We start from the raw sequence: 24630 nt of genomic DNA, 5'->3' as shown, positions 1-24630 counted from the left end.
ATTGTCAGTGGCGTAGGGCAGCATCGGACATGTGAGAAAAGCGCCCACGATCCTGCATCTCGACATGGATGCCTTCTACGCCTCGGCGGAGCAGGCGTCCAAGCCGAGTCTGCGTGGGAAGGCCGTCGTCGTGGGCGGGCTGGGGCCGCGGGGTGTGGTGGCCACCGCGTCCTACGAGGCCCGGGTGTTCGGGGTGAACTCGGCGATGCCCATGGCCCAGGCGAGACGGCTCGCTCCGAACGCCGCGTATCTCGTACCGAGGTTCGGGTTCTACCGGTCGATCAGCGAGCAGGTGATGGGGCTGCTGCGGGAGCTGTCGCCGCTGGTGGAGCCGCTGAGCCTGGACGAGGCGTTCGTGGACCTGGAAGCCGGGGGAGCGGCCTGGGACGACGCGTCCGCGCGGCTGGCCGGGGTGAAGCTGCGCGCCGACATACGGGCCGTCACGGGGCTCACGGGGTCGGTGGGGCTCGCCGCGTCCAAGATGCTCGCGAAGATCGCCTCCGAGCAGGCCAAGCCGGACGGGCTCGTGGTGATCGAACCGGGCACCGAGCGGGCGCTGTTGGGACCGATGTCGGTGCGGACCCTGCCGGGAGTGGGGCCGGCGACGGGGGACCATCTGCGGCGGGCCGGGATCCACACGGTCGACGAGATCGTGGAGGCGGGGGAGGACGAGCTCGTACGGCTGCTGGGGAAGGCGCACGGGCACGGGCTGTACGCGATGGCGCTGGCGCGGGACGAGCGGGCCGTGGTGGCGGAGCGGGAGGCGAAGTCGGTGTCGGTGGAGGACACGTACGACGTGGACATCCATGACCGGGTTCGGGTGGGGCTCGAGGTGCAGCGGCTGGCGGAGCGGTGTGTGCAGAGGTTGCGGGGGGCCGGGTTGTCGGGGCGGACGATCGTGTTGAAGGTGCGGCGGTACGACTTCTCGACGCTGACTCGGTCCGAGACGTTGCGGGGGCCCACCGATGATCCTGCGGTGGTGCGGGAGGCGGCCTTGCGGTTGCTGGAGGGGGTGGATTCCACGGGGGGCGTGCGGCTGTTGGGGGTGGGGGTGTCCGGGCTCGCCGACTTCACTCAGGAGGATCTGTTCGCTCAGGCGGCGGGAGAGCGGGTGGAGCAGGGCGTGGAGGAGGTGGGGGACGACGAGACGCCCGTGGAGGAGCGGGAGGTGGTCGTCGAGCGGCGGTGGGTCGCGGGGCACGATGTGCGGCATGCCGAGTACGGGCACGGGTGGGTGCAGGGGAGTGGGGTGGGGAGGGTGACTGTGCGGTTCGAGACGCCGGATTCGTTGCCGGGGCGGGTGCGGACGTTCTCTGTGGAGGATCCCGCGCTGGAGACTGCTGAGCCGTTGCCGTTGGTCGAGGCATCGGGTTCACACCCGCACCACCCGTGACGGGTCCGTCGTCGGGTGCGGGTGGACCTTGTGGGGGTTGACCGTCGTGTGTGATCGACGGCTCGGTGAGCGGCCCTCTCAGGCCTCCGCTTCCTCCGTGCCCGCCAGCTTGCCGAAGTCTCTGTCCGGGAGCGGAGGTGGTGGGGCCACGTCCAGGCCGTAGTGGTGGTAGAGCTGGAGTTCCTGGTCGGGGGAGAGATGGCGGCCGACGCCGAAGTCGGGGGCGTCCTTGATCAGGGCGCGGTCGAAGGGGACCTTCAGGGTGCCTTCGATCAGTTCGCTGGGCTCCAGGGGGACGAAGGCGTCCCGGGAGAAGAGGCCGGTGCGTATGGCCGCCCACTCCGGCACGCCGGTCGCGTCGTCGAGGTAGACCTCGTCGATGGTGCCGATCTTGGTGCCGTTGCGGTCGAACGCCTTGCGGCCGATCAGGTTGCGCGGATCGATGTCGGTCTGCACGGGCCCTCCACGTGGTCGCAACTCATTCGAAGCAGTCGTAGACACTACGAAAGAGCACTTCGGGGTGCACGGCCACTCGAAAGCTCGGGCGTTGACCTCGCTGGTAGGCTTGCAGACGGCTGTCGACCCCGTGCGGGAGAGTCCTCCAGACGTCATCGGAGGCGCCGAAGGAGCAAATCCTCCCCGGAATCTCTCAGGCTCACGTACCGCACGGACGAGGTCACTCTGGAAAGCAGGGCGGGTGTCGACGGCTTCCGCTCTCACCGACGGTGAAAGCCGGTTGTCCTCGGGCACCCGGTGAAGCTCTCAGGTTGAGATGACAGAGGGGGAGGCCGTCGGGGTACCCGCGCCGGGGTACCCCTCGAAGGTCGCGTCAGACCAGGAGGCCTCCGCAATGACCGCCCACCGCATTCCGCTCGCAGAGCTCGAGCAGGGGATCCCGTTCGAGCAGCGCCACATCGGTCCTGATCACGAGGCTCGGGCCAAGATGCTCGCCCAGGTCGGATACGGCTCGCTCGACGAGCTGACCGCCGCCGCGGTGCCCGACGTGATCAAGAACGCCGATGCCCTGGAGCTGCCCGGTGCGCGCACCGAGGCCGAGGTGCTGGCCGAGCTGCGGTCGCTGGCCGACCGGAACCAGGTGCTCGACTCCATGATCGGGCTCGGGTACCACGGGACCTTCACGCCGCCCGTCATCATGCGCAATGTCATGGAGAACCCGGCCTGGTACACGGCCTACACGCCGTACCAGCCGGAGATCTCGCAGGGGCGGCTCGAGGCGCTGCTGAACTTCCAGACGATGGTCGCCGACCTCACCGGGCTGCCGACCTCCGGTGCCTCGCTGCTCGACGAGGGGACCGCGGCGGCCGAGGCCATGGCCCTGTCCCGGCGCATGGGGAAGAACAAGAAGGGGCTCTTCCTCATCGACGCGGACGCCCTTCCGCAGACCATCGCCGTCATCGAGACCCGGGCCGAGCCGACCGGTGTCGAGGTCGTGGTCGCTGACCTGAGCCAGGGGATTCCGGCCGAGATCGCCGCGCGTGAGATCAACGGCGTGCTCGTGCAGTACCCCGGCGCCTCCGGGGCCGTACGGGACATCGAGCCGCTCATCGAGCAGGCTCACGAGCTCGGCGCGCTCGTGACCGTCGCCGCCGATCTGCTCGCGCTGACGCTGCTGAAGTCGCCGGGCGAGCTCGGGGCGGACATCGCCATCGGGACCACGCAGCGGTTCGGGGTGCCGATGGGGTTCGGCGGGCCGCACGCCGGCTACATGGCGGTGCACGAGAAGTTCGCGCGGAGCCTGCCCGGGCGGCTCGTGGGCGTGTCCGTGGACGCCGACGGGAACAAGGCCTACCGGCTCGCGCTCCAGACGCGGGAGCAGCACATCCGCCGGGAGAAGGCGACCAGCAACATCTGCACCGCGCAGGTGCTGCTCGCTGTCATGGCCGGGATGTACGCCGTGTACCACGGGCCCGAGGGGCTCAAGGGGATCGCGCGGCGGACGCACCGGTACGCCACCCTCCTCGCCGCGGGGCTCACCGCCGGTGGCGTCGAGGTCGTGCACGGGTCCTACTTCGACACGCTGACCGTGCGGGTGCCGGGCAGGGCCGCCGAGGTCGTCTCCGCCGCGCGGCAGAACGGTGTCAACCTGCACCTCGTCGACGCCGACCAGGTGTCCATCGCCTGTGACGAGACCACCGCGCGGGCCCAACTGGGTGCGGTGTGGGGCGCGTTCGGGGTCGAGGGCGACATCGAGGCGCTGGACGCGGCCACCGGGGAGGCGTTGGCCGACGCCGTGCTGCGTGGCGACGACTTCCTCTCGCACCCCGTGTTCCACCAGTACCGCTCCGAGACCGCGATGCTGCGTTACCTGCGCCGGCTCGCCGACCGGGACTACGCGCTCGACCGCGGCATGATCCCGCTGGGCTCCTGCACCATGAAGCTCAACGCGACCACCGAGATGGAGCCGGTCACCTGGCCCGAGTTCGGGCAGCTGCACCCCTTCGCGCCCGCCGAGCAGGCGCAGGGCTATCTGACGCTGATCCGGGAGCTGGAGGAGCGGCTCGCAGAGGTCACCGGGTACGACAACGTCTCGCTCCAGCCGAACGCCGGGTCGCAGGGTGAGCTGGCCGGGCTGCTCGCCGTACGGGGATATCACCGGGCCAACGGGGACGAGCAGCGGACCGTGTGTCTGATCCCGTCGTCGGCGCACGGCACCAACGCGGCGAGTGCCGTGATGGCCGGGATGAAGGTCGTCGTCGTGAAGACCGCCGAGGACGGCGAGATCGACGTCGAGGATCTGCGGGCGAAGATCGAGCAGCACCGGGACGAGCTGGCGGTGCTGATGATCACGTACCCCTCGACCCATGGGGTGTTCGAGGAGCATGTCGCCGACATCTGCGCACAGGTGCACGAGGCCGGTGGGCAGGTGTACGTGGACGGGGCCAACCTCAACGCCCTGGTGGGGCTGGCCAAGCCGGGGCACTTCGGTGGTGACGTCTCGCACCTGAACCTGCACAAGACCTTCTGCATCCCGCACGGCGGCGGTGGGCCGGGCGTGGGGCCGGTCGGGGTACGGGCGCACCTGGCGCCGTATCTGCCGAACCACCCGATGCAGCCCGCGGCCGGGCCCGAGACGGGGGTCGGGCCCATCTCGGCCGCGCCCTGGGGTTCCGCGGGGATCCTGCCGATCTCGTGGGCGTATGTGCGGCTGATGGGTGGCGAGGGGCTGAAGCGGGCCACGCAGGTGGCGGTGCTGTCGGCCAACTACATCGCCAAGCGGCTCGAACCGCACTACCCGGTGCTCTACACCGGGCCCGGCGGGCTGGTCGCGCACGAGTGCATCATCGATCTGCGGCCGTTGACCAAGGCGACCGGGGTCTCGGTGGACGATGTGGCCAAGCGGCTCATCGACTACGGGTTCCACGCGCCGACCATGTCGTTCCCGGTGGCCGGGACGCTGATGATCGAGCCGACCGAGTCCGAGGACCTGATCGAACTCGACCGGTTCTGCGAGGCGATGATCGCCATTCGTGGGGAGATCGAGAAGGTGGGGGCCGGGGAGTGGGCCGCCGACGACAACCCGCTGCGGAACGCTCCGCACACCGCCGGTGCGCTGGGGGGTGCCTGGGAGCACGCGTACACGCGTGAGGAGGCCGTCTTCCCGGGTGGGGTCTCGGTCGCCGACAAGTACTGGCCGCCGGTGCGGCGGATCGACCAGGCCTTCGGTGACCGGAACCTGGTGTGTTCGTGCCCGCCGTTGGATGCGTACGAGGACTGACGGCAGGTGAGGAGGGCCCCGCTTCGGCGGGGCCCTTTTCCGTTGTGCCGTTGGTCGGTCAGGCCGTTGCCAGGGACACCTCGGTCGACTTGATCAGGGCGACGACCTGGGTGCCGGCGGTGAGGGCGAGGTCGGTCGCGGCGTCCTTGGTGATCGCGGAGGTGAGTTCGCCGCCGGCCACGGCGATCTTGACCGAGGCCATGGCGGCGCCGGTGGCCACGGAGGTGACGGTGCCGGGGAGTTGGTTGCGGATGGAGACGCCCTGGAGCGGGGCGGTGGCGAGGGAGACCTCGGTGGACTTCACCAGGGCGCGGACGGGGGTGCCTTGGGTCAGGCCCAGTTCTTCGGCGGACTCGCGGGTGATCGCCGCGGTGAGGTCCTGGCCGCCGGTGAGGCGGATTCTGACGGTTGCCATGGCTTCGCCCGGGGTGACGGTGGTGACGGTGCCGGGGAGCTGGTTGCGGATGCTGAGGGTCATGGGCATCCACGGTAGGGGGTGTGGGGGGTTGTAGCGGTTATGTGCTGGTCTGTCCTGGCGTTTTGTGTGGGGTCGGTTGCGTGCCGCGTTGCAGTGCTGTCGAGCCGTCCCGCTGTCCTGTCGTCACCCCGTATGAACCCTCGGCCTCCGCCCCCTGTCCGGTTCCGCCTCGCGCAGTACCTCTCGGGTTACCGGGGCCACCTCGCCCTGGCCGAAGAGGAAGAAGCGGAGGAAGTTGTGGAAGGGGCTGCCTTCGGTCCACTCGAAGTAGATGTGGGGGGTGCAGGACGTTTCGTCGCGGATGTGGAGGAGGAGGGCGGCCAGGGCGTTGGGGATGGAGGAGGACTCCAGGGTGAGGACGCGGTAGCGGTTGTGGAGGACCTCGCCGCGGACCGTCAGGCCGGCCTCGAACTCCGAGGGGTCCAGGACCGTGACCTCGACGAAGACGAAGTCCTCGCCCGGGATGTCGTTGTCCTCGCGGATCTGCTCGATCTTGTCGCGGTACTCGGCCTTGTCGCGGCTGTCGGGCTCGTTGGCGATCAGGCGGATCTTGCGGCTGGCCATGTCCCGGATGAAACGTTCCGCCATGTCGTCGAGCGTCACGCTGGTCACGCGGAGCTCGAAGGCGCGGGCGAGGCGGGAGAGCAGGGAGACCAGGATGATGCCGGCGATGAAGCAGGCGCCGATCTTCACGCCGTCGGGGCGTTCGATGACGTTGACGACGGTCGTGTAGAGGAACACCGCCGAGATGACCGCGAAGCCGATCGTCCAGCCGCGCTGGCCGGCCTTGCGCGCGGCGATGGTGACCGCGATCGCCGCCGAGCTGATCAGGACCAGTACGCCGGTGGCGTAGGCGCCGCCCTGCGCGTCGACGTCCGCGTCGAAGATCCAGGTGACCAGGAAGGCGATCAGGATGAAGACGATGACCATGGGGCGCACGGCGCGGGCCCAGTGCGGGGCCATGCCGTAGCGGGGGAGGTAGCGCGGCATCAGGTTGAGCAGGCCGGCCATCGCGGAGGCGCCGGCGAACCACAGGATGGCGATGGTCGAGACGTCGTAGACCGTGCCGAAGACGCCACCGAGGTAGTTGTGCGCGAGGTAGGCCAGCGCGCGGCCGTTGGCCGGGCCGCCCGACTCGAAGTCCTTCTCCGGGATGAGCAGGGTGGTGATGAAGCTGGTGGCGATGAGGAAGCAGCTCATGATCACGGCGGCGGTGGTGAGCAGCTTCTTGGTGTCGCGGATACGGCCCGTCGGGTTCTCCTCGGTGTCCCCGGGGTCGCCCTTGACGTGGGGCATCACCGCGACGCCGGTCTCGAAGCCGGAGAGGCCGAGGGCGAGCTTAGGGAAGACGATCAGGGCCATGCCGATCATCACGAAGACGTTGCCGTGCTCGGTCGTCAGGGCGCTGGACCAGTCCGTGACGACATGGCCGGCGGTGATGACGTGCCACAGGCCGACGATGACGACCACGACGTTCAGGGCGAGGTAGATGCCCACCAGGACGACCGCGACGCCGATCGCCTCCAGGAAGCCCTTGAGGAAGACCGCGCCGAGGAGGGCCACCAGGATCAGCGTGATCAGCATCTGCTTGTCGTGCAGGGCGCTGGTCAGGTGCGGGTTCTCGACCAGGTGCGTGGAGGCGTCCGCCGCGGACAGGGTGATGGTGATCAGGAAGTCGGTGGCGGCGAAGCCCAGCAGGGTGAGGACGAAGAGCTTGCCCTGCCAGAAGGACAGCAGCCGCTCCAGCATGGCGATCGAACCCTCGCCCCGGGGGCTCTCCTCGGCCACCCTGCGGTAGACGGGCAGTGCGCCCGCGAGGGTGACGATCACCAGGACGATGGTCGCGATCGGGGAGAGCAGACCGGCCGCGAGGGCGGCGATGCCGGGCTGGTAGCCGAGGGTGGAGAAGTAGTCGACGCCGGTCAGGCACATGACCCGCCACCAGGGCTGGCCCTTGTGGGCGGGCTCCGGTTCGGCGTGCGGGCCCGTGTGGCCGCCGTCCTTGCCCATGTCGGACAGGCCCTCCAGCATCCAGGAGCGCAGCCGACTCGGGGGAGGGTGTTCGGTGGTGGCCATCGGGGGTGCTCCTGGGGTGCGGCACGGCTCGGGTCCGGCAGCCCGGCTGACGGCTGCACCAGCGTAAGCGGAGAGTGACGCCTGGGCCCATGGATGGCGGGCGTATGGGCGTCAAGCTTCCGTTAAGACTCGGTCTGTGAACGTCAGGGGCGGATGAAGGGGCAGTTGCTGGGGCTGTTCCTGCCGGTTCAGCCTGTATGGGACGGTCTTGCGGGGGTGGACACGCAGCGTCATCGCGGAACGGCAGGCCCCCGTCCTCGACGGGGGCCTGCCGTTCCACCGCGGTGGGCGGTCGGTGTCACATGTTCGGGTCGAAGGGGATTCCTGACGGCATTGAGTGGGCGAGGGCGTACGGGAAGTCGCCGTCCTTGATCTTGATGGTCGCCGAGCCGAAGTTCGCGTTCAGGAGCTTGTCGCGGTAGCCGGGCGGATAGCCGTCCCAGCCCACGAGACGGGGGTAGAACCAGCCCTTGGTTGCGTTCTCCGGGGGCTCGTCGCCCGCGCTCGCGAACCGGAAGCAGTGCGTCGAGACACCGTCCTTGTGGTAGACGATCTTCGGGTGGGTGCCGTCGAAGCGGACGTTCGAGCGGGCCGCCACCTGGTAGCCGGAGTGCTGCGACACCGACACGTACTGGACGGTGTCGTCCTTGATCCACACCACGACGTGCTCCCAGTCATGGGTGTGCCCGATCGCCGCCGGACCCAGCGTGGCCTGGTCCTTCTCGAAGTAGCTCGCGTACATCACCGCGCACCAGCCGTTGTTGCACTTCTCCCGCGAGTACGTGTTGGCGTTGGCCAGCTGCGCCTGGTCGTGGCAGTGGCCGTTGACGTCACCGCCGAGCTTGAGACCGGGGTTGAGGGTGCCGTCGGCGCCGATGGCCGCGGTGGCGTAGCAGCCGTCGCCGTCGTAGTCGTAGGCCGGGGAGAAGGTCTGCTCCAGGCCGTCGGCGTTCTGCGGGAGCAACTGGAGTACGGCGGCGTGGGCTTGGGCGGGGAGGGCGACGACCAGGGCCAGGGCGCCGAGGACGGCGGCGAGGGCCGTCCGGCGGGGTCTGGGCGAGGGGGCTCCGCCGGGGGTTCTGCGCACGTCCGCTCCTACGGGTAGCTGGTCAGGTTGGCCACGTTGCTGCTCGTGTTCGACGGTCCGCCGGTGTTGTTGACGACGTGGCTGATCGTGCCGGTGCCGCCGAGGGAGACCGTGACCATGCTGGTGAAGCGCACGTTCGGGTTGTTCGGCGCCTCGATGGCGTGGGCCGCGACGACACCCGGGTTGACGTTGAAGTAGCAGTAGCTGCCGAGTCCGTAGGCCTGGTGGCTGGTGACCGAGTCGGCCACCTTGTAGGCCGCGTAGCCCTGGGTGGAGCCGTTCATCCAGGCCGCCTGGTTGGGCGGGTCGTACGGCATCTCGTTCTGGTAGAAGTACGTGCGGCCGCCGTTGCCGTTCCAGATCGTCTGGTGCTTCTGGTAGTGCTCGACGAACAGGCCGTACATGGTGACGTTGTCGCCGTTGACGACGAGGCCGGTGTCCGCGGTGTTGGTGGTCCAGCCGACACCGCTGCCGTGGTCGGCGCGCCAGATCCACATGTGGTCGCCGATGACGTTGTCGCTGTTGACGACCAGGCTGGTGGTCGCCCGCCCGGCGCCCGCGCCGCCGACCCGGAAGTACACGTCGTGCAGCGAGGTCGGGTTCGCGGAGTGCGAGGCGGAGGAGCCGGCCGGGCCGACCTCCATCAGGGTGGGCGAGTTGGCGGTGCCCGCGTCGAACAGCACGCCCGCGACCTTCACTCCGTCGACGTCGGCGACCTTCATCGCGGTGACGCCGTTGTCCGGCACGAAGGTGGCCAGGCCCAGGCCCAGCACGACCGTGTCGGGGCGGTTGACCTCGAGCGTCTGGTCGAGGTGGTAGACGCCCGGGGTGACCAGGAGGTTCCTGCCCGCCGCGAGGGCCGCGTTGATCTGGGCCGCGGTCGCGCCCGGCTTGACCACGTAGAAGGTGTCCAGCGGGAGCGAGCCGCCGGAGGGGCCGCCCGCCCAGCTGGTCCCCGTCGAGCCGGACCGCACCGACGGGACGAACACCTGGTAGGCGCCGTTGCCGTCGACGTACAGGAAGGGCTTCTCGCGGCTGACCGGGGTCTGCGCGACCGTGGTGTACGGCGGGTTGGGGAAGCTCGTGCCCGGGACGCCCTGGCTGCCGACGAAGACCATGTTCCAGTTCGAGCCGGTCCAGCCGCCGAGCTGGGAGTTGCGGGTCAACCACTGTTGCTGGCTGCCCGAGTTGACCTGTCCGTCGACCTTGGAGTCGGCGAGCAGACCGCCGCTGGACCAGCCGCCGTCGTCCAGGGCGAGGTTGCCGCGCAGATGCATCCGGCGGTACGCGGCGGCCTGGGAGACCGCCCAACGGTCGTTGCCGCCCGTGGGGTTGACCGACAGGTTCTCCGCGCCCCGCCAGAAGTTCTGGGTCGCGTTGCCCTGGAACCAGTCCGCCTCGGCGTGCACGGCTCCGTTGACCGTCACCGCGTCGGGGGAGAGGCCGAGGCCCAGTACCTGGGTGTAGAAGCCGACGTTGACGTCCGCGCTGTAGGCGCCCGGCTTGAACAGCACGGCGTAGCGCTGGGAGCCGAACTGGTTGGTCTCCTGCTGCCGGAAGACCGAGTCGAGCCGGCTCTGGATCGTGGCGGCGGACATCGACGGGTCGAAGACCAGGACGTTGGGGCCGAGGTCGGGGGTGGCGGTCGGGGAGACCGGGACCACCTGGAAGCGCTGGGCCGCGGAGCCGTTGCACGTGTACTGGACGAACTGCACGCTGTCGGCGGTCGAGGCGCCGGGGTCGTCCAGGCACTTGCCGCTGTTGCGGTTGACGAAGTGGTAGGCGCCGCCCCCGTCGTCGACCGGCAGCCACTGCTGGTTGGTCCCACCGCCGTAACTCCACAGGTGGACCGGCGCGTTGTCGGCGGTGGAGACGTCGGAGACGTCCACGACCTGTCCCGCGGCGTTGGCGTTGTCGATCCGGACGTATCCGCCGCCGGTGGCGGTGAGGCTCCAGCGCTGGGCGGTCGTGCCGTTGCAGGAGTACTGCTGGACGGCGGTGCCGTTGGCGGTGCCCGCCGCCCTGGCGTCCAGGCAGCGGCCGCTCGCCGCGTTCATCACGGTCACGGCACCGGTGGGCAGGGCGGAGGTGGCGGCCTGCGCCGGGGCGCCGGTGAGCATCGACGCGGCGGCCACGGCCACGAGCGCGGCCGCGCCGGATCTGCCGAGCGGGGGGAGAGGGGACATGAGGTCTCCTAGCCGGAAGCTGGGGGTGTGGGGGGTGGGGGCACGCGGGGTGCGTTCGTCCTGTGAACTCCCGGGTGCGCTCACGAGGTTGGGGTCGCCCGGTGAAGCTAAAGGTACGGACCACTTCCGTCAAGGTGTGAAGTAAGAAGTGAGGGAAGGGGGTTGGGCGGCGTCCCGGCGGCCGTCCGATCGCGCCGAGGGGCCTCACCGAGTCCGCTCCGTAATATTCGCCAGCTGGGTCGAATGTTTCGAATGAGTCGTCGGAGGGGTGGGCGGCCGGGCCGGTTCCCCGAACATTCCCCGTGCGCGAGGGGTTGCCAGCGTTTGGTGGCTGTCTCTAGGGTGCGGCAGCAGCGAAGCTTTCTGGATCAACTCCGAAACTTTCGGTCCGTACCCAAGGAGCGCAATCATGGGCGACCCGGCACTGTCCCGCCGCGGCTTTCTGACGGTGTCCGCCGCGGCCGGTCTCGGCATGACGGCACTGAGCGGCTGCGGCGGCGACTCGGACGGAGGGTCGTCCGACGGCACGACCACGGTGGAGTGGTGGAACATCTCCACCACCGAGCCGGCGAAGAGCGTCTGGGCGGCCCTGGCCAAGAAGTTCGAGGCCGCGAACCCCAAGGTCAAGATAAAGATCGTCCAGTTGGAGAACGACGCCTACAAATCGAAGATGACGGCGCTGACCGCCTCCGGGAAGCTCCCCGACATCTTCCACACCTGGGGCGGCGGCGTCCTCAAGCAGCAGGTCGACGCGGGGCTCGTCGAGGACCTGACCGACCGGACCAAGCCGTGGGCCGACGGCCTGCTGAAGGTCACCAAGGAGCCGTACCTCCTCGACGACAAGGTCTACGGCATCCCGTTCGACATGGGGATGATCGGCTTCTGGTACAACAAGGCCCTCTTCAAGCAGGCCGGCGTCGCCGAACCCCCCACCACCTGGGGCGGGTTCCTGGAGGCCGTGAGCAAGCTGAAGTCGAAGAACATCACGCCCATCGCCCTAGCGGGCAAGGAGAAGTGGCCCGGCATGTACTACTGGGCCTACCTCGCGATGCGCACCGCCGGCATCGACGCCCTCCAGAAGGCCGACGAGGACCACGACTTCACCGGCGCCGGGTTCGTCCAGGCCGGCCGGCACCTCAAGGAGCTCGTGGACCTTCAGCCCTTCCAGAAGGGCTTCCTCAACGCGGCCTACTCCACGCCCACCGGCCAGGCCGCCGCCGTCGGCAACGGCAAGGCGGCCATGGAGCTCATGGGCCAGTGGGCCCCGGCCGTGGAGGCCGACTCCGGCAAGGGTCTCGGCGCCGACCTCGGCTTCTTCCCGTTCCCCGCGGTCGAGGGCGGCAAGGGCGCCATCACCGAGGTGTTCGGCGGTGGCGGTGGACACGCGCTGCGCCGGGGCGCCCCGCAGGCCGCCGTCGACTTCCTGAAGTTCTTCGCCTCCGAGGCCACCGACCTGGAACTGGTCAAGAAGACCGGCGTCCTCCCGGTCGTCCCGAACGCCGAGAGCGCCATCACCGACCCCAACATCAAGGCCGTACAGGCCCAGTTGAACGCGGCCACCGGATTCCAGCTCTATCTCGACCAGGCGTACGCCCCCGCCGTCGGCCAGGAGGTCAACGACAGCGTGGCCGCGCTCATCGCCGGGTCCAAGTCCCCCGAGCAGGTGGCCCAGTCGATCACGCAGACCGCGAAGGAAGAGCAGTAGCCCGCGATGACCTCCACGTTCCTCGCAGACAAGCGGAGCGGTCCGGGCACCGAACTCCCGCCCCCGGAATCGGTCAGGGCCCGGGGGCGGGGCCGACGGCGGGTCCTGCACTGGCTCACCGCGGTCGGCTTCCAACTGCCCGCCCTGGTGCTGTTCATCGGCATGGTCCTGCTGCCGATGCTGTTCGCGCTGTACGCCGCCTTCTTCCGGTGGGGCGGCTTCGGCATGCCGTCCGACTACGTCGGCACCGACAACTTCACCCAGCTCTTCGACAACCCGGTCTTCCTCGGCGACCTGTGGCGCTGTCTCGTCCTGGTCGTGCTCTCCCTCGCGCTCCAACTGCCGTTCGCGCTCGCCATGGCGGTGCTGCTCAACCAGCGGCTGCGCGGCCGGGCCGTCTACCGGATGCTGTTCTTCGCGCCCTACGTCCTGTCCGAGGCGATCACGGGCGTGCTGTTCAGCATGGTCTTCGCCCCGGACTCCGGACTCGCCGACCACGTGCTCGGCGCGGTCGGCCTCGACGGCGTGGGAGGACTGTGGTTCGCCGACCCCTCGTACGTCATGGCGACCCTCTTCCTCGTCATGACCTGGAAGTACTTCGGCTTCCACATGATGCTCTACCTGGCCGGACTCCAGTCGATACCACGGGAGTTGACCGAGGCCGCGCTCATCGACGGCGCCTCCGCCTGGCAGCGGTTCCGCAACGTCACCCTGCCGCTGCTCGCGCCCACCCTGCGGATCAGCGTCTTCCTGTCGGTCATCGGGTCGATCCAGCTCTTCGACCTGGTGTGGGTGGTCACCCAGGGCGGGCCCGACCACCACTCCGAGACCATGGCCGTGACCATGTTCCAGTACGGCTTCAAGCGCTACCAGGTCGGCTACGCCAGCGCGATCAGCGTGGTCATGTTCGGCATCTGCCTCGTCTTCGCCCTCGCCTACCAGCGGTTCGTGCTCCGCCGCGACCTCGAAGGGGCCACCACGACCATGAGGGGGGACGGCAAGTGAGCCGCAAGAACCTGCCGTTGCACGCGATCCTGATGCTCGTCGGGGCCGTCATGGTCGTCCCCCTCGTCTACGCCGTCCTGTCCGGCTTCAAGTCCACCGACGAACTCTCCAGCAACCCCTTCGGACTGCCGAAGCACTGGCTCACGGGCAACTACACCGACATCCTCGGCGGGAGCGACTTCTGGCGACTGCTCGGCAGCAGCACGCTGATCGCGGTCGGTACGACGGTGCTGGTGGTCGCCGCGTCCGCGCTGGCCGCGTTCTCCTTCGCGCGGTTCGCCTTCCGGGGCCGGGAGGCACTGTTCACGCTCTTCACGATGGGGCTGATGTTCCCCTTCGCGGTGGCGGTGCTCCCGCTCTTCCTGCTGCTGCGCTCGATGAACCTGCTCGACAACCCGCTCGGCGTGATCCTCCCGCAGGCCGCCTTCGGACTGCCGATGACGATCATCATCCTGCGGGCCTTCTTCCGGGAGATACCGGGGGAGTTGGAGGAGGCGGCCACCCTCGACGGCTGCACCTCCTTCGGGTTCTTCTGGCGCGTCCTGCTGCCCATGGCCCGGCCCGCGCTCGGCACGGTCTCGGTGCTCGCCGTCGTCACCAGCTGGAACAACTTCATGCTGCCGCTGCTGGTGTTCACCGACAACACGTGGTGGACGCTGCCCATCGGCGTGCAGCAGTTCCAGGGCCAGTACTCCGCCGAGTACGCCCGGGTCTTCGCCTATCTCGTCCTGGCGATGGTCCCCGCCCTCGCCTTCTACTCGGTCGCCGAGCGCCAGCTCGTCGGCGGCCTGACCGCCGGGGCCACGAAAGGCTGACCCCGGCGTCGTCACCAGTACGGCTCACCCACCCCCGCACGTGAGGAGTCGCCCCATGCGCAAGAGACTTGTCTGCCTTCTGGCCGCCGCGCTGGTCGCCGTCAGCGCCCCGGTGGTACAGGCCCACGGAAAGCCCGCCACCCTCGCCGACTTGGCCCAGCGCCACGGCCGCTACTTCGGCAGTGCCACCGACAACCCCGAGCTGGTCGACGGGCCGTACAAGAAGATCCTGGGCAGCGAGTTCGACCAGATCACGCCGGGCAACGGCATGAAGTGGTACGCCACCGAGCCCCAGCAGGGGGTCTTCGACTGGACCAACGGCGACGAGATCGTGAACCTCGCCCGTGCGAACCACCAGAAGGTGCGTGGCCACACCCTGGTCTGGCACAGCCAGTTGCCCGGCTGGATCACCTCGCGTGAGTGGACGGCCGCCGAGCTCCGTGCCGTACTGAAGAAGCACATCCAGACCGAGGTACGGCACTACCGGGGCAAGGTGTTCGCCTGGGACGTCGTCAACGAGGCGTTCAACGAGGACGGCACCTACCGCGAGACCGTCTTCTACAAGACCCTCGGTCCCGGTTACATCGCCGACGCCCTGCGCTGGGCGCGGCAGGCCGACCCCAAGGTCAAGCTCTACCTCAACGACTACAACATCGAGGGAGTCGGCCCGAAGAGCGACGCCTACTACAACCTGGCCAAGGAGCTGAAGGCGCAGGGCGTCCCGCTCGACGGCATCGGCCTCCAGGCCCACCTTGCCCTCCAGTACGGCTATCCGACCACCCTGGAGGACAACCTCCGCCGCTTCTCGAAGCTGGGGCTCGACACCGCGCTCACCGAGGTCGACATCCGGATGGTCCTGCCGGCGACCGAGGAGAAGCTGGCCCAACAGGCCGAGTGGTACGCGGACTTGACCGACGCGTGCCTGGCCGTGCGCAGGTGCGTCGGCATCACCGTCTGGGACTATACGGACAAGTACAGCTGGATACCCGCCTTCTTCGAGGGCCAGGGCGCCGCGCTGCCGTGGGACGAGCAGCTTCAGCCGAAGCCGGCGTACTTCGCGATCAGGGACGCGCTGAAGTAGCCGTACTCATCGGGGGGTTGGTGGTGCGGTGCTCGACCGCACCACCAGTTCCGTGCCCAGTTCCACGCGCGGGGTGTCCGGGCCCTCGGCGCGGGCCAGTTCGAGGACCGTGCGGACGGCCAACTTGCCCATGTCGGCGAGGGGTTGGCGGACCGTGGTCAGCGGGGGTGCCGACCAGCGGACTTCCGGAAGGTCGTCGAAACCCACCAGGCTCATGTCCTGCGGCACCCGCAGGCCGCGTCGCCTGAGCGCCTCGATCGCGCCGAGCGCCATCTGGTCGCTGGCCGCGAACACGGCGGTCGGCGGCTCGGGCAGGTCGAGGAGTTTCTCGCAGCCCGCGAAGCCGGACTCCGGATGGAAGTCGCCCGGCACGACAAGCGACTCGTCGAGGGTGAGCCCGGCGCCTTCCAGTGCGGCCCGGTAGCCGTCGAAGCGGGCCCGGGAGCAGAGCAGCCGGGGCGGCCCGGCGATCAGGCCGATCCTGCGGTGGCCCAGCGACAGCAGGTGCTCGGTGGCCGCGAGCCCGCCCGACCAGTTGGCGGCGCCGATGGTGGGGGCGTCCAGCGCGGGCGAGCCGGCCGGGTCGACGACCACCAGCGGGACGCCGAGGATGCGCAGTTCGTCGTGGAGGACCGGCTCCAGCGCCGAGGTGACCAGGATGACGCCGTCGGAGGCGCGGGCGCGCAGATTGCGCATCCACTCGCGGGCGTCGCCCGAGCGGCCGTGGATCGCGGAGACCACGGTGCCGGCGCCCTCCGCGTGGGCGGCCTCCTCGACCCCTCGGATGATCTCCACGGCCCAGGGGCTGTCCAGGTCGTTGAAGACCAGGTCGAGCAGGGCGGCCAGCGTGCCGGGGGCCGCGGGGCGCTTGCGGTAGCCGTACCGCTGGAGCAGTTCCTCGACCCGGGCGCGGGTGCGCGGGGAGACGTCGGAGCGGCCGTTGACCACCCGGGACACCGTGGGTACCGAGACTCCGGCCTGCCGGGCGATCTCCGTGATGGTGATTCTGCCCCGGGGCTCGGCGCCGGCCCGGCCTGCTGTCACTTGCCCACCTCCGCGTCGGAGCCTCGACAGCGACGGACCGTCGACTGCGGCCGGGCCTCGAAACTTCCAGGAGTCTTCCGGAAAGGTGGGGGCATACACAAGGCATCACAGGGAGTGATCGCCGTCGGACATGCGTCGGGGCCGGTGCGCAGTCAGGCGCTGCGAGCCGGCCCCTCAAGGTCTCCGGACGGAACGGCGGCCGCCCGGTCGTGCTCAGGCTGCCGTGGCCGCCGCGAGCGGGCGGTGCGGGGCGATGACCCGGCCGTCGGGCAGGAGCTCACCGGTGTCCTCGAAGAGCAGGACGCCGTTGCACAGCAGGCTCCAGCCCTGTTCCGGGTGGTGCGCCACGAGGCGGGCGCATTCCCGGTCGGTGGAGTCAGCGGTGGGACACGGCGGCTGGTGCTGGCACATTGGTGGGATCTTTCGCTGTGTTGTGGTCATGACGTCCCCCGTCGTGATTACTCAGTCTGAACCCAGTGTTGCCCCACGGGCGTCAATCCGCAGGGATTTCGCATCACCACTTCTTCACAGGTTGATGACGCTTCACCCGGCTGGATGGTTCATCCCAACTGCACTGTCCCTTCGGGTGGTTCGTCGTGGCCGGATGGGGCTAGTCCACCTGGAGTCAGGGCCGTACACGGCTCGTCCGAGCAATTGTGTGCTCGTACGAGCAAATGAGTTTCTGTGCGGAGCCCGGGGATTTCGCACGACCCTAATGGCCCCGGAAACAACGTCGTACCCCGCTACCCGGAATTCGGGGCGGGGTACGAGGGTGTCGCGCGGGAGCGCGGGGCTCAGGCCGGTGAGCCGAGCAGGGGCGCCGGAGTCACCCGATGGGTCAGCACCGGGAGGAGTTCGGCGGCGCGGTGCGGCCGGTGGGCCGCGATACCGGGCGGGGCCGGTGCCAGCGGCACCAGGAGGTCGGTGGCGGCGAGCCGGCCCGTGGCGGCGTCCGCCGCGCAGTCGCCGTGCAGCCAGAGCGCGAGCATGTACAGGCCCGGGATCGACAGCAGGCGCGGCTGGTACGGCTGCGGCATCACCTCCGCCTGGCGCAGCGCGCGCTCGGTGGACGGGATGTAGGGCCCCTCGAAGAAGTGCGAGAACGCCCAGCCGTCCGGGGTCAGCATGGTCTCCGCCGCGGCCACCGAGCGCTCGCCGCAGCGGATCAGGAAACGCCACCCGGTCAGCCGGGTGGCGGTGCCGTCCAGGACGTGTACGGGCAGTGGCAGTTCGGGGGTCACGGGTCCCTGGGCGCGCAGCAGGGAGGGGGTCCTGGCCTCGCGCACGGCGGTGGGCGAACCGAGTGCGGTGAGGACCGTGCGAAGTGCTGGTGCGGGTGCCGGGGGGACATGCAGCGGCATGGTGGGTCGCCTCTCATTCGACAGGCATGGTGGCGCGAGGGCGGGGGCGGACGGCGCTGTCAGCTCACGGGGTCAGAGAGGCGGGGGCCGGGGTCCGGTGACGCGGGTACGGGTGAGGACTGCCGTACGTCACCTGACGGCAGGATCCAGGACCGCGGGTGCCAACCCTCTGCCTTGTTCGCGGAGTTTATACGACATGTGTTCAGACGGTGTTTCGTCTAGCCGTTTCCGGCACGCGAAGCAAGGGACCATTCGGTCGGCGATACGTGGGAATCATCCCGATTGCGTGTCGAGTCCACTGCGGTGACCTCGGAAAATGCCCGGGAAGCGGTCGGCCAATTCTCGTCGGCGTTTTTCACGAGTTCTTCAGGGCACTCGAAACTGCTGACAGCTTCATGCCGAGTGAATGTGCCACCGGTCACATCCGACAGCGTAGCGGGCCCGGGGCCGTCGTGGGACGTTACCGATCGTTCCGGCTGGGCATCATCCCACCTGACTCATGACGCATCGAGGAGGGACGCTTCGATGGGGGAGAAGGTCGTGGCAGGCCGGTTCGACCTGTCCGATCGCCAGCACTACCGCGACAAGCTCCGCAGGTGTCTGACGGGGCTGGAGCGGCTCCTGGCGGAGCAGCGGTTCGATCGCCCGAAGAACCTCATGGGCCTGGAGATCGAATTGAACCTGGTCGGCGCCGACGGTATGCCGAGAATGCTGAACGGAGAGGTGCTTGAGCGCATCGCGAGCCGAGATTTCCAAACAGAACTCGCCATGTTCAATCTGGAAGTCAACATAGCCCCACACCGGCTGGGCGGCAGGGTATTCGACCGGCTGGCCGAGGAACTCCGTACGTCCCTGGCATATGCCGACCGTAAAGCGGGCGAGGTCGACGCGGGAATCGTGATGATCGGCATTCTGCCGACCCTCGACCGGGACGACCTGGTCTCCTCCAACCTCTCCGACGTCGACCGCTACACCCTGCTCAACGACCAGATCGTCGCCGCGCGCGGTGAGGACTTCCTCCTCGACATCGACGGGGTGGAGCGGCTCACCTGCACGTCCAAGTCGATCGCCCCGGAGGCCGCCTGCACCTCCGTGCAGCTGCACCTCCAGGTCACCCCCGGCCGGTTCGCCGACGTGTGGAACGCCGCGCAGGCGGTCGCCGGGGTGCAGATCGCCGTAGGCGCCAACTCGCCGTTCCTGTTCGGGCGCGAGCTGTGGCGGGAGTCCCGGCCACCGCTCTTCCAGCAGTCCACGGACACCCGCCCGCCGGAGCTCCAGGCGCAGGGGGTGCGGCCGCGCACCTGGTTCGGGGAGCGGTGGATCTCCTCGGCGTACGACCTGTTCGAGGAGAACCTGCGCTACTTCCCTGCGCTGCTGCCGATCTGCGACGAGGAGGACCCGCTGGCGGTCCTCGACGAGGGAGGGGTGCCCTCGCTCGCCGAACTCGTCCTGCACAACGGCACGGTGTACCGCTGGAACCGGCCCGTCTACGGCATCGCCGACGGCGTCCCGCATCTGCGTGTCGAGAACCGGGTGCTGCCCGCCGGGCCCACCGTCACGGACGTCATCGCCAACGCGGCCTTCTACTACGGCCTCGTCCGCGCCCTCGCCGAGGAGTCGCGCCCGGTGTGGACCCGGCTGCCCTTCGAGGCGGCCGCGGCCAACTTCGACGCGGCCTGCCGGCACGGCATCGACGCGCGCATGACCTGGCCCCGGCGCGGACGCCACGGCGGCACGGTCGAGGTCGACGCGGTGAGTCTCGTACGCGACGAACTGCTGCCGCTCGCCGAGTCGGGGCTCGCCGCGTGGGGCGTCGAGCCCGCCGACCGGGACCTCTACCTCGGCGTCATCGAGGAGCGGTGCCGCCGCCGGGCCAACGGGGCGTCCTGGCAGGCGGCGACGTTCCACGGGGCCCTGGAGGCGGGTCTCGCACGGGACGCGGCGCTGGCGGCGACGACACGGCGGTACGGCGAGCTGATGCACAGCGGGGAGCCGGTGCACACCTGGCCGGTGGGTCTGCCGGAGCCCGCTTCGCTGGGGTAGCGGGTGGCCGTCATTCGGCGTTGCCCGCTCCCTGGGCGCCCGCCGCCACGATCGCCTTGAGGATCACCGTGTGGATCTGGGCCGGGTTGTTGACCTGCTGGCCGGAGCCGCCCGTGGCCTCGGCCAGCTGTTCGGCCTCGGCCCGGTCGGCGTCGGGGCCCACCGCGATGACGATGAGGGGGACCGGGCGCTGCGGGCTGGAGAGCTTCTCCAGCTGGGACACGAGGGCGCCGCGCGAGATGCTGCCCGGGTCCTGGTTCACGCCGTCGGTGAGGACGACCAGCGCGTTGAACTTGCCCTGGGCGTAGGAGGACGTCGCCGACTTGTACGCGGCCAGGGTGGTGTCGTACAGCCCCGTCGCACCGCCCGGCACCGGCTCCAGGTCGCCGAACGCCGCCGACAGCCGCTCCCGTTGGGTGCCGCCCCCGTCCGCGCCGGCGCCCAGCCGCTCGGTCGGCACCAGGACCTTGTAGTCCTTGTCGCCGTCGAGCTTGGTGGAGAACTCCCACAGCCCGATCTCGTCCTCCTGCGTGAAGGTCGCGAGGGCCTGGAGGAGGGACGCCTTGGTGACGTCCATACGGGAGCGCCCGGTGCCCGGCACGGCCTCCGACATGGACGAGGACGCGTCCACGACCGTGGTGATCCGCGCGCTCTGCACGGTGATCGTCCAGGTGCCCAGCGCCTCCTGGAGCGCCGACGCCGACGCGGGCTCACCGGCCGCCGACGCGTACGGCTGCGGCACCTTGCCCCCGGCCTTCGCGACCAGCGAGGCCGACACCTGGTCGTCGGAGGTGCGGAACCCCCGGTCCGTGAGCAGCTGTTCCTGCTCGGGCTTGCGCAGATACGTCATGAACCGGACCGCCGCCCGGCTCTCGTCGGTGCTCAGCCGCGCCTGGTCGACGAGGGCGTAGGGGTAGTCGAGCCGCGGTGAGCCGTCCTTGGGGTAGAAGAAGTCCAGGGCGCCCTCGGAGTCGGCCGAGGAGTTGTACGCGAACGCCGCCTGCTCCGACAGGACCAGCGCCTGGTTGCGCTTGGGGTTGCCCTGCTCGGTCCCCGAGGAGTCGCGCGGCAGCGTCTCGACGAGCTGTCCGTCGCTGTCGGAGATGCGCTGCGAGAGCGACTTCATCATCGCCGCGGCCTGCGTCTCCCCGCCCTCGACCTTGCCGGCCGCACTGCTGAGCTGGGTGAGGGCGAGCAGCCCGGTCGCACTGCGCGCGGGGTCGGCCGCGCCCAGCTTGAGGGAGTCGTCCTGGAGGGTGGCACCGGCCAGCTCCAGCCAGGCGTACGTCTTCTTCGGCCACCCCAGCGACTTCGCGGCGGCCGGCACCATCGCCATCCCGACCGGGCTGGAGGCCACGTTGCCCACCCGGGCCACCTCCGTCGCGCCGCCGTCCGCGCCGATCTGCTCGACCCACACGTCCGAGTCCGGCACCCACACCTGCGCGCCGGGGTCCTTGCCGGCCACGAGCGCGTCCCGCACCTTGTACGACTCGCGCGCGGTCACCGTGACGTCCAGACAGCGCCCGTCGGAGGTGAGGTTGTCGTCACGGGCCCGGTCGGCCGCGGCCTGGAGCGCCGGCGCCACGTCGGGGGAGGCGGCCACCTCAAGGCGTACGGCCTCGTCCCGGCAGGAGCGGCCGAAGGAGAGCAGACCGCCCTGGACGGCGGCCGCGGTGCCCCCGGCGACGGTCAGGACGAGCACCGTCGCGACGGCCACCGTGCGGCGGCGCGCTCGTGGGCGGGGGTCGCTGCCGCCCGCCCCATACTGATCGGGCAAGCTGTGACGTCCCATGACGGTGGTGCCCTCCCCTGTCGATTTTCGTGCCGAGCCGGCCGTACAAAACAGCCGTATATGGCAGAAAAAGGGGGAGGTACGCCCCGTACGGCGTCCGTCCCCCCGGCGGCCCTGCGCACGATCTTCGTAACTTCTTTCGAAGGACCCTAGCGGGACGGCGATGGGGATGAGGCGGGATTACTCAACTGGAGGCAGGTGTGCAGGCGGAGGAAGGGCCAGTGGCCGATTCTTTTCCGCAGAGGGCGCTCTCACGGAGGTTCTTCCGTGACGAGACGCTGCTCGTTCTGGGGCTTTCGCTCGGTGCGAGTGGTGTGTCGGCCCTGATCAGTTTTGTCGGATCGGTCACCAAACCAGGCGGTCTCAAGGACCAGGCGGCGACCCTCAACGCCTCGGCCGCGCCCGGCCGTCCCTGGCTTGATCTCGCCTGGCAGCTCTTCGGGATCACGTCGGCCCTGGTGCCCGTGCTGCTGGTCGCTCACTTGCTGCTGCGGGAGGGCGAGGGCCTGCGGACCCTCGGGTTCGACCGCACCCGGCCCGGGCCCGACCTGGTGCGCGGGGCCGGGATCGCGGCCGTGATCGGCAGTACCGGGATCGCCTTCTACCTGGCCGCACGCGGCCTCGGCTTCAACCTCACCGTGGTGCCCGAGGCGCTGCCCGACGTGTGGTGGAAGTACCCCGTGCTGATCCTCTCGGCGATGCAGAACGCGATCCTCGAAGAGGTGATCGTCGTCGGCTATCTGCTGCGCAGGCTGCACCAGTTGGGGTGGACGCCGGGCACCGCGCTGGTGGCCAGTTCCGTACTGCGCGGCAGCTACCACCTCTACCAGGGGATCGGCGGCTTCATCGGCAACATGGTGATGGGCGTGGTCTTCGTCTACCTGTACCGGCGGTGGGGCCGGGTGGGCCCCCTGGTGGTGGCGCATTCCCTGCTCGACATCGGGGCGTTCGTGGGCTACGCGCTGCTCGCCGGGAAGGTGGGCTGGCTGCCCACGGCGTGAGGCACTTCCCGGGGGTGCGCCAGGCCGGCGGCTCGCCGTCCCGGGGTGCGCCAGGCTGGCAGCTCGCCGTCCAGGGACGCGCTACGCCAGCAGCTCGCCGTCGATGACGGTGACCGCGCGGCCCGTCAACAGGGTCCGCTCGCCCCGCAGTCCGGTGCGGACCCGGCCGGAGCGGGGCGAGGCCTGGAGACCGGTGAGTTCCGTACGGCCGAGCCGCTGCGACCAGTAGGGGGCCAGGGCGGTGTGGGCGCTGCCGGTGACCGGGTCCTCGTCGATGCCGACGTTCGGGAAAAAGCAGCGGGAGACGAAGTCGTAGCCCAGGTCCGGGTTCTCGGCGCGGGCGGTGGCGATGACGCCCCGCTCGGAGTAGCCGGCCAGGGCCCTGTGGTCGGGGCGCAGGGCGTGCACGGTCTTCTCGTCGGCGAGTTCGAGCAGCAGGTCGCCGATGTCCGGCCCGGTGTCGAACGCGGTGAGCGGCTCGGCGCCCAGTGCCTCGGCGACGCCCTCGGGCAGCGCGACCGGGCTGAGCGGGGCCGTCGGGAAGTCCAGGGTGATCGAGCCGTCCGCGCCCGGTGTCGCGACGAGGACCCCGCTGCGGGTGGCGAACCGCACCGGGCCCTCGTGGGCGCCGGTGGTGTGCAGGACGTGGGCCGTGGCGAGGGTCGCGTGGCCGCACATGTTCACCTCGGTGACCGGCGTGAACCAGCGCAGCGCCCAGTCGGCCTCGCCGCCCCCGGGGAGCCGGTGCGCGAAGGCCGTCTCGGCGTGGTTGACCTCCAGGGCGATGTCCTGGAGCCGGTTGTCGTCCGGGAAGCCCTCGTCCAGGAGCAGGACCCCGGCGGGGTTGCCGGCGAAGGGGCGGTCGGTGAAGGCGTCGACGATTCGGATGCGCATGGGCCGACGGTATGGGCTGGTCGCGCTGTGAGGACAAGGCCAATTCGGGGGAGCTGGACCGATTTCTGCCTGCTGCTCCGCCGCTGGGCACCGCTCCTCGACAACTGCCTGATCATCGCGGCCGGTTGGCCACGACCGGCGGCTAGGGTTGCGCCATGTTCAACGTCGATCAGCGGGGACACGTCCGGGCGCGGCTTCTCTCGCTGGCGGAGGCCGACCCCGAGGTGGTGGGCGCCGCGATCACCGGCTCCGACGCGGTCGGGGCGGACGACCGTTGGTCGGACATCGACCTGGCCTTCGGTATCGACGGTGAGCTGGGCCCGGCCCTGGTCCGCTGGACCGACATCCTCTACGAGGAGTTCGCCGCCCAGCACCACTGGGACCTGTCGTCCGGGTCCACGATCTACCGCGTGTTCCTGCTCCCGGCCTGGCTGGAGGTCGACATCGCCTTCACCCCGGCGGACGACTTCGGCCCGCTCGGCCCCGCCTGGCGCACCGTCTTCGGCCGAACCGCCCAGCTCGAACCCACCGCCCCGCCGACCCGCGATCACCTCGTCGGCCTGGCCTGGCACCACGCCCTCCATGCTCGCGTCTGCATCGAGAGGCACCGGTGGTGGCAGGCCGAACACTGGATCAGCGCCGCCCGCGACCAGCTGATCGCGCTGGCCTGTCTCCGCCTCGGACACCCCACCGGCTATGCCAAGGGGGCCCATCTGCTGCCGCACGAACTGACCGGGCCGCTGGAGACGACCCTGGTCCGATCGCTCGACGAGACGGAACTCCGGCGGGCCTTCGAAGCCGTCGTCGCCTTGCTGGGCCGGGAAGTTGAGCGCACCGACCCGAGTCTGGGGGTGGTGCTTCGGCCGATGCTGGTTGACATTGCGCGGGGTGGTGGACGTGCATCTGGGCGCTGACGTGTTCTGGTGCTGATCG

At 69.8% G+C, this 24630-nt stretch carries 19 protein-coding genes and 1 riboswitch; of the genes, 9 read left to right on the top strand and 10 right to left on the bottom strand.

What is annotated here, in order from left to right; all coding sequences use genetic code 11:
* Window positions 1-31: 31 nt before the first annotated feature.
* Window positions 32-1393, top strand: coding sequence for a DNA polymerase IV (locus G3I78_RS19630; protein ID WP_164426202.1), 1362 nt, complete (start codon window positions 32-34; stop codon window positions 1391-1393).
* Between the two features lie 78 nt (window positions 1394-1471).
* Here the strand turns inward: G3I78_RS19630 and G3I78_RS19625 are convergent, their stop codons facing one another.
* Entirely contained in the window at window positions 1472-1849 is a 378-nt protein-coding gene (locus G3I78_RS19625) for a PRC-barrel domain-containing protein (protein ID WP_164426200.1), read from the bottom strand.
* Between the two features lie 123 nt (window positions 1850-1972).
* Window positions 1973-2068, top strand: a riboswitch (glycine riboswitch).
* A gap of 175 nt (window positions 2069-2243) precedes the next feature.
* Here G3I78_RS19625 and gcvP point away from each other — a divergent pair.
* On the top strand, window positions 2244-5129 hold the full coding sequence (gene gcvP, locus G3I78_RS19620) for an aminomethyl-transferring glycine dehydrogenase (protein WP_164426197.1): 2886 nt from the start codon (window positions 2244-2246) through the stop codon (window positions 5127-5129).
* 58 nt (window positions 5130-5187) lie between these two features.
* Here the strand turns inward: gcvP and G3I78_RS19615 are convergent, their stop codons facing one another.
* The 4 genes from G3I78_RS19615 to G3I78_RS19600 all read right to left on the bottom strand — a co-directional run bounded on the left by G3I78_RS19615 (window position 5188) and on the right by G3I78_RS19600 (window position 10956).
* Entirely contained in the window at window positions 5188-5607 is a 420-nt protein-coding gene (locus G3I78_RS19615) for a TOBE domain-containing protein (RefSeq protein WP_164426195.1), read from the bottom strand.
* A gap of 123 nt (window positions 5608-5730) precedes the next feature.
* Window positions 5731-7683 (bottom strand): APC family permease, encoded by a 1953-nt coding sequence (locus G3I78_RS19610; protein WP_164426193.1) that lies wholly within the window; start codon window positions 7681-7683, stop codon window positions 5731-5733.
* A gap of 298 nt (window positions 7684-7981) precedes the next feature.
* Window positions 7982-8698: an NPP1 family protein gene (locus tag G3I78_RS19605; RefSeq protein ID WP_203615219.1), complete on the bottom strand. Its 717-nt coding sequence runs from the start codon at window positions 8696-8698 to the stop codon at window positions 7982-7984.
* An 80-nt stretch (window positions 8699-8778) separates the two neighbouring features.
* Window positions 8779-10956, bottom strand: a complete 2178-nt coding sequence (locus G3I78_RS19600) for an RICIN domain-containing protein (RefSeq protein WP_164426189.1) — start codon at window positions 10954-10956, stop codon at window positions 8779-8781.
* 409 nt (window positions 10957-11365) lie between these two features.
* Here G3I78_RS19600 and G3I78_RS19595 point away from each other — a divergent pair, with 409 nt between their 5' ends.
* From G3I78_RS19595 to G3I78_RS19580, 4 genes are read left to right on the top strand one after another with little or no spacing between them, the layout of a single operon-like run.
* On the top strand, window positions 11366-12661 hold the full coding sequence (locus tag G3I78_RS19595) for an extracellular solute-binding protein (RefSeq protein ID WP_164426188.1): 1296 nt from the start codon (window positions 11366-11368) through the stop codon (window positions 12659-12661).
* Window positions 12662-12667: 6 nt separating this feature from the next.
* The gene (locus G3I78_RS19590; protein WP_164426186.1) at window positions 12668-13666 is read left to right on the top strand and encodes a sugar ABC transporter permease; all 999 of its coding nucleotides are present in this window, start codon (window positions 12668-12670) and stop codon (window positions 13664-13666) included.
* Window positions 13667-13698: 32 nt separating this feature from the next.
* A complete protein-coding gene (locus G3I78_RS19585; protein WP_164426314.1) occupies window positions 13699-14481 on the top strand; it encodes a carbohydrate ABC transporter permease in 783 nt (260 codons plus the stop codon).
* 55 nt (window positions 14482-14536) lie between these two features.
* Window positions 14537-15562, top strand: a complete 1026-nt coding sequence (locus tag G3I78_RS19580; protein WP_164426184.1) for an endo-1,4-beta-xylanase — start codon at window positions 14537-14539, stop codon at window positions 15560-15562.
* Window positions 15563-15568: 6 nt separating this feature from the next.
* Here G3I78_RS19580 and G3I78_RS19575 read toward each other — a convergent pair whose 3' ends face one another.
* The 3 genes from G3I78_RS19575 to G3I78_RS19565 form a co-directional block, all read right to left on the bottom strand.
* On the bottom strand, window positions 15569-16606 hold the full coding sequence (locus G3I78_RS19575; protein ID WP_164426183.1) for a LacI family DNA-binding transcriptional regulator: 1038 nt from the start codon (window positions 16604-16606) through the stop codon (window positions 15569-15571).
* 213 nt (window positions 16607-16819) lie between these two features.
* Window positions 16820-17017, bottom strand: a complete 198-nt coding sequence (locus G3I78_RS19570) for a DUF5999 family protein (protein ID WP_164426181.1) — start codon at window positions 17015-17017, stop codon at window positions 16820-16822.
* A 383-nt stretch (window positions 17018-17400) separates the two neighbouring features.
* The gene (locus G3I78_RS19565) at window positions 17401-17967 is read right to left on the bottom strand and encodes a hypothetical protein (RefSeq protein ID WP_164426179.1); all 567 of its coding nucleotides are present in this window, start codon (window positions 17965-17967) and stop codon (window positions 17401-17403) included.
* Window positions 17968-18492: 525 nt separating this feature from the next.
* Between G3I78_RS19565 and G3I78_RS19560 the strand changes: the two genes are divergently transcribed.
* Window positions 18493-20010: a glutamate-cysteine ligase family protein gene (locus G3I78_RS19560; RefSeq protein WP_164426177.1), complete on the top strand. Its 1518-nt coding sequence runs from the start codon at window positions 18493-18495 to the stop codon at window positions 20008-20010.
* A 10-nt stretch (window positions 20011-20020) separates the two neighbouring features.
* Here the strand turns inward: G3I78_RS19560 and G3I78_RS19555 are convergent, their stop codons facing one another.
* Window positions 20021-21802, bottom strand: coding sequence for a substrate-binding and VWA domain-containing protein (locus G3I78_RS19555; protein WP_164426175.1), 1782 nt, complete (start codon window positions 21800-21802; stop codon window positions 20021-20023).
* 200 nt (window positions 21803-22002) lie between these two features.
* Here G3I78_RS19555 and G3I78_RS19550 point away from each other — a divergent pair, with 200 nt between their 5' ends.
* Window positions 22003-22803: a CPBP family intramembrane glutamic endopeptidase gene (locus G3I78_RS19550; protein WP_164426173.1), complete on the top strand. Its 801-nt coding sequence runs from the start codon at window positions 22003-22005 to the stop codon at window positions 22801-22803.
* An 81-nt stretch (window positions 22804-22884) separates the two neighbouring features.
* Here G3I78_RS19550 and G3I78_RS19545 read toward each other — a convergent pair whose 3' ends face one another.
* A complete protein-coding gene (locus G3I78_RS19545; protein ID WP_164426171.1) occupies window positions 22885-23697 on the bottom strand; it encodes a PhzF family phenazine biosynthesis protein in 813 nt (270 codons plus the stop codon).
* Between the two features lie 155 nt (window positions 23698-23852).
* Here G3I78_RS19545 and G3I78_RS19540 point away from each other — a divergent pair, with 155 nt between their 5' ends.
* Window positions 23853-24611 carry a hypothetical protein gene (locus G3I78_RS19540; RefSeq protein WP_164426169.1) on the top strand — a complete coding sequence of 253 codons (759 nt, stop codon included), beginning with the start codon at window positions 23853-23855 and terminating at the stop codon, window positions 24609-24611.
* Window positions 24612-24630: the final 19 nt, after the last annotated feature.

Source organism: Streptomyces sp. SID13726 (genome assembly GCF_010548375.1).
GTDB lineage: Bacteria > Actinomycetota > Actinomycetes > Streptomycetales > Streptomycetaceae > Streptomyces.
Note: the sequence above shows the minus strand (reverse complement) of the source record. Positions and strands in the feature narration are given on the sequence as shown.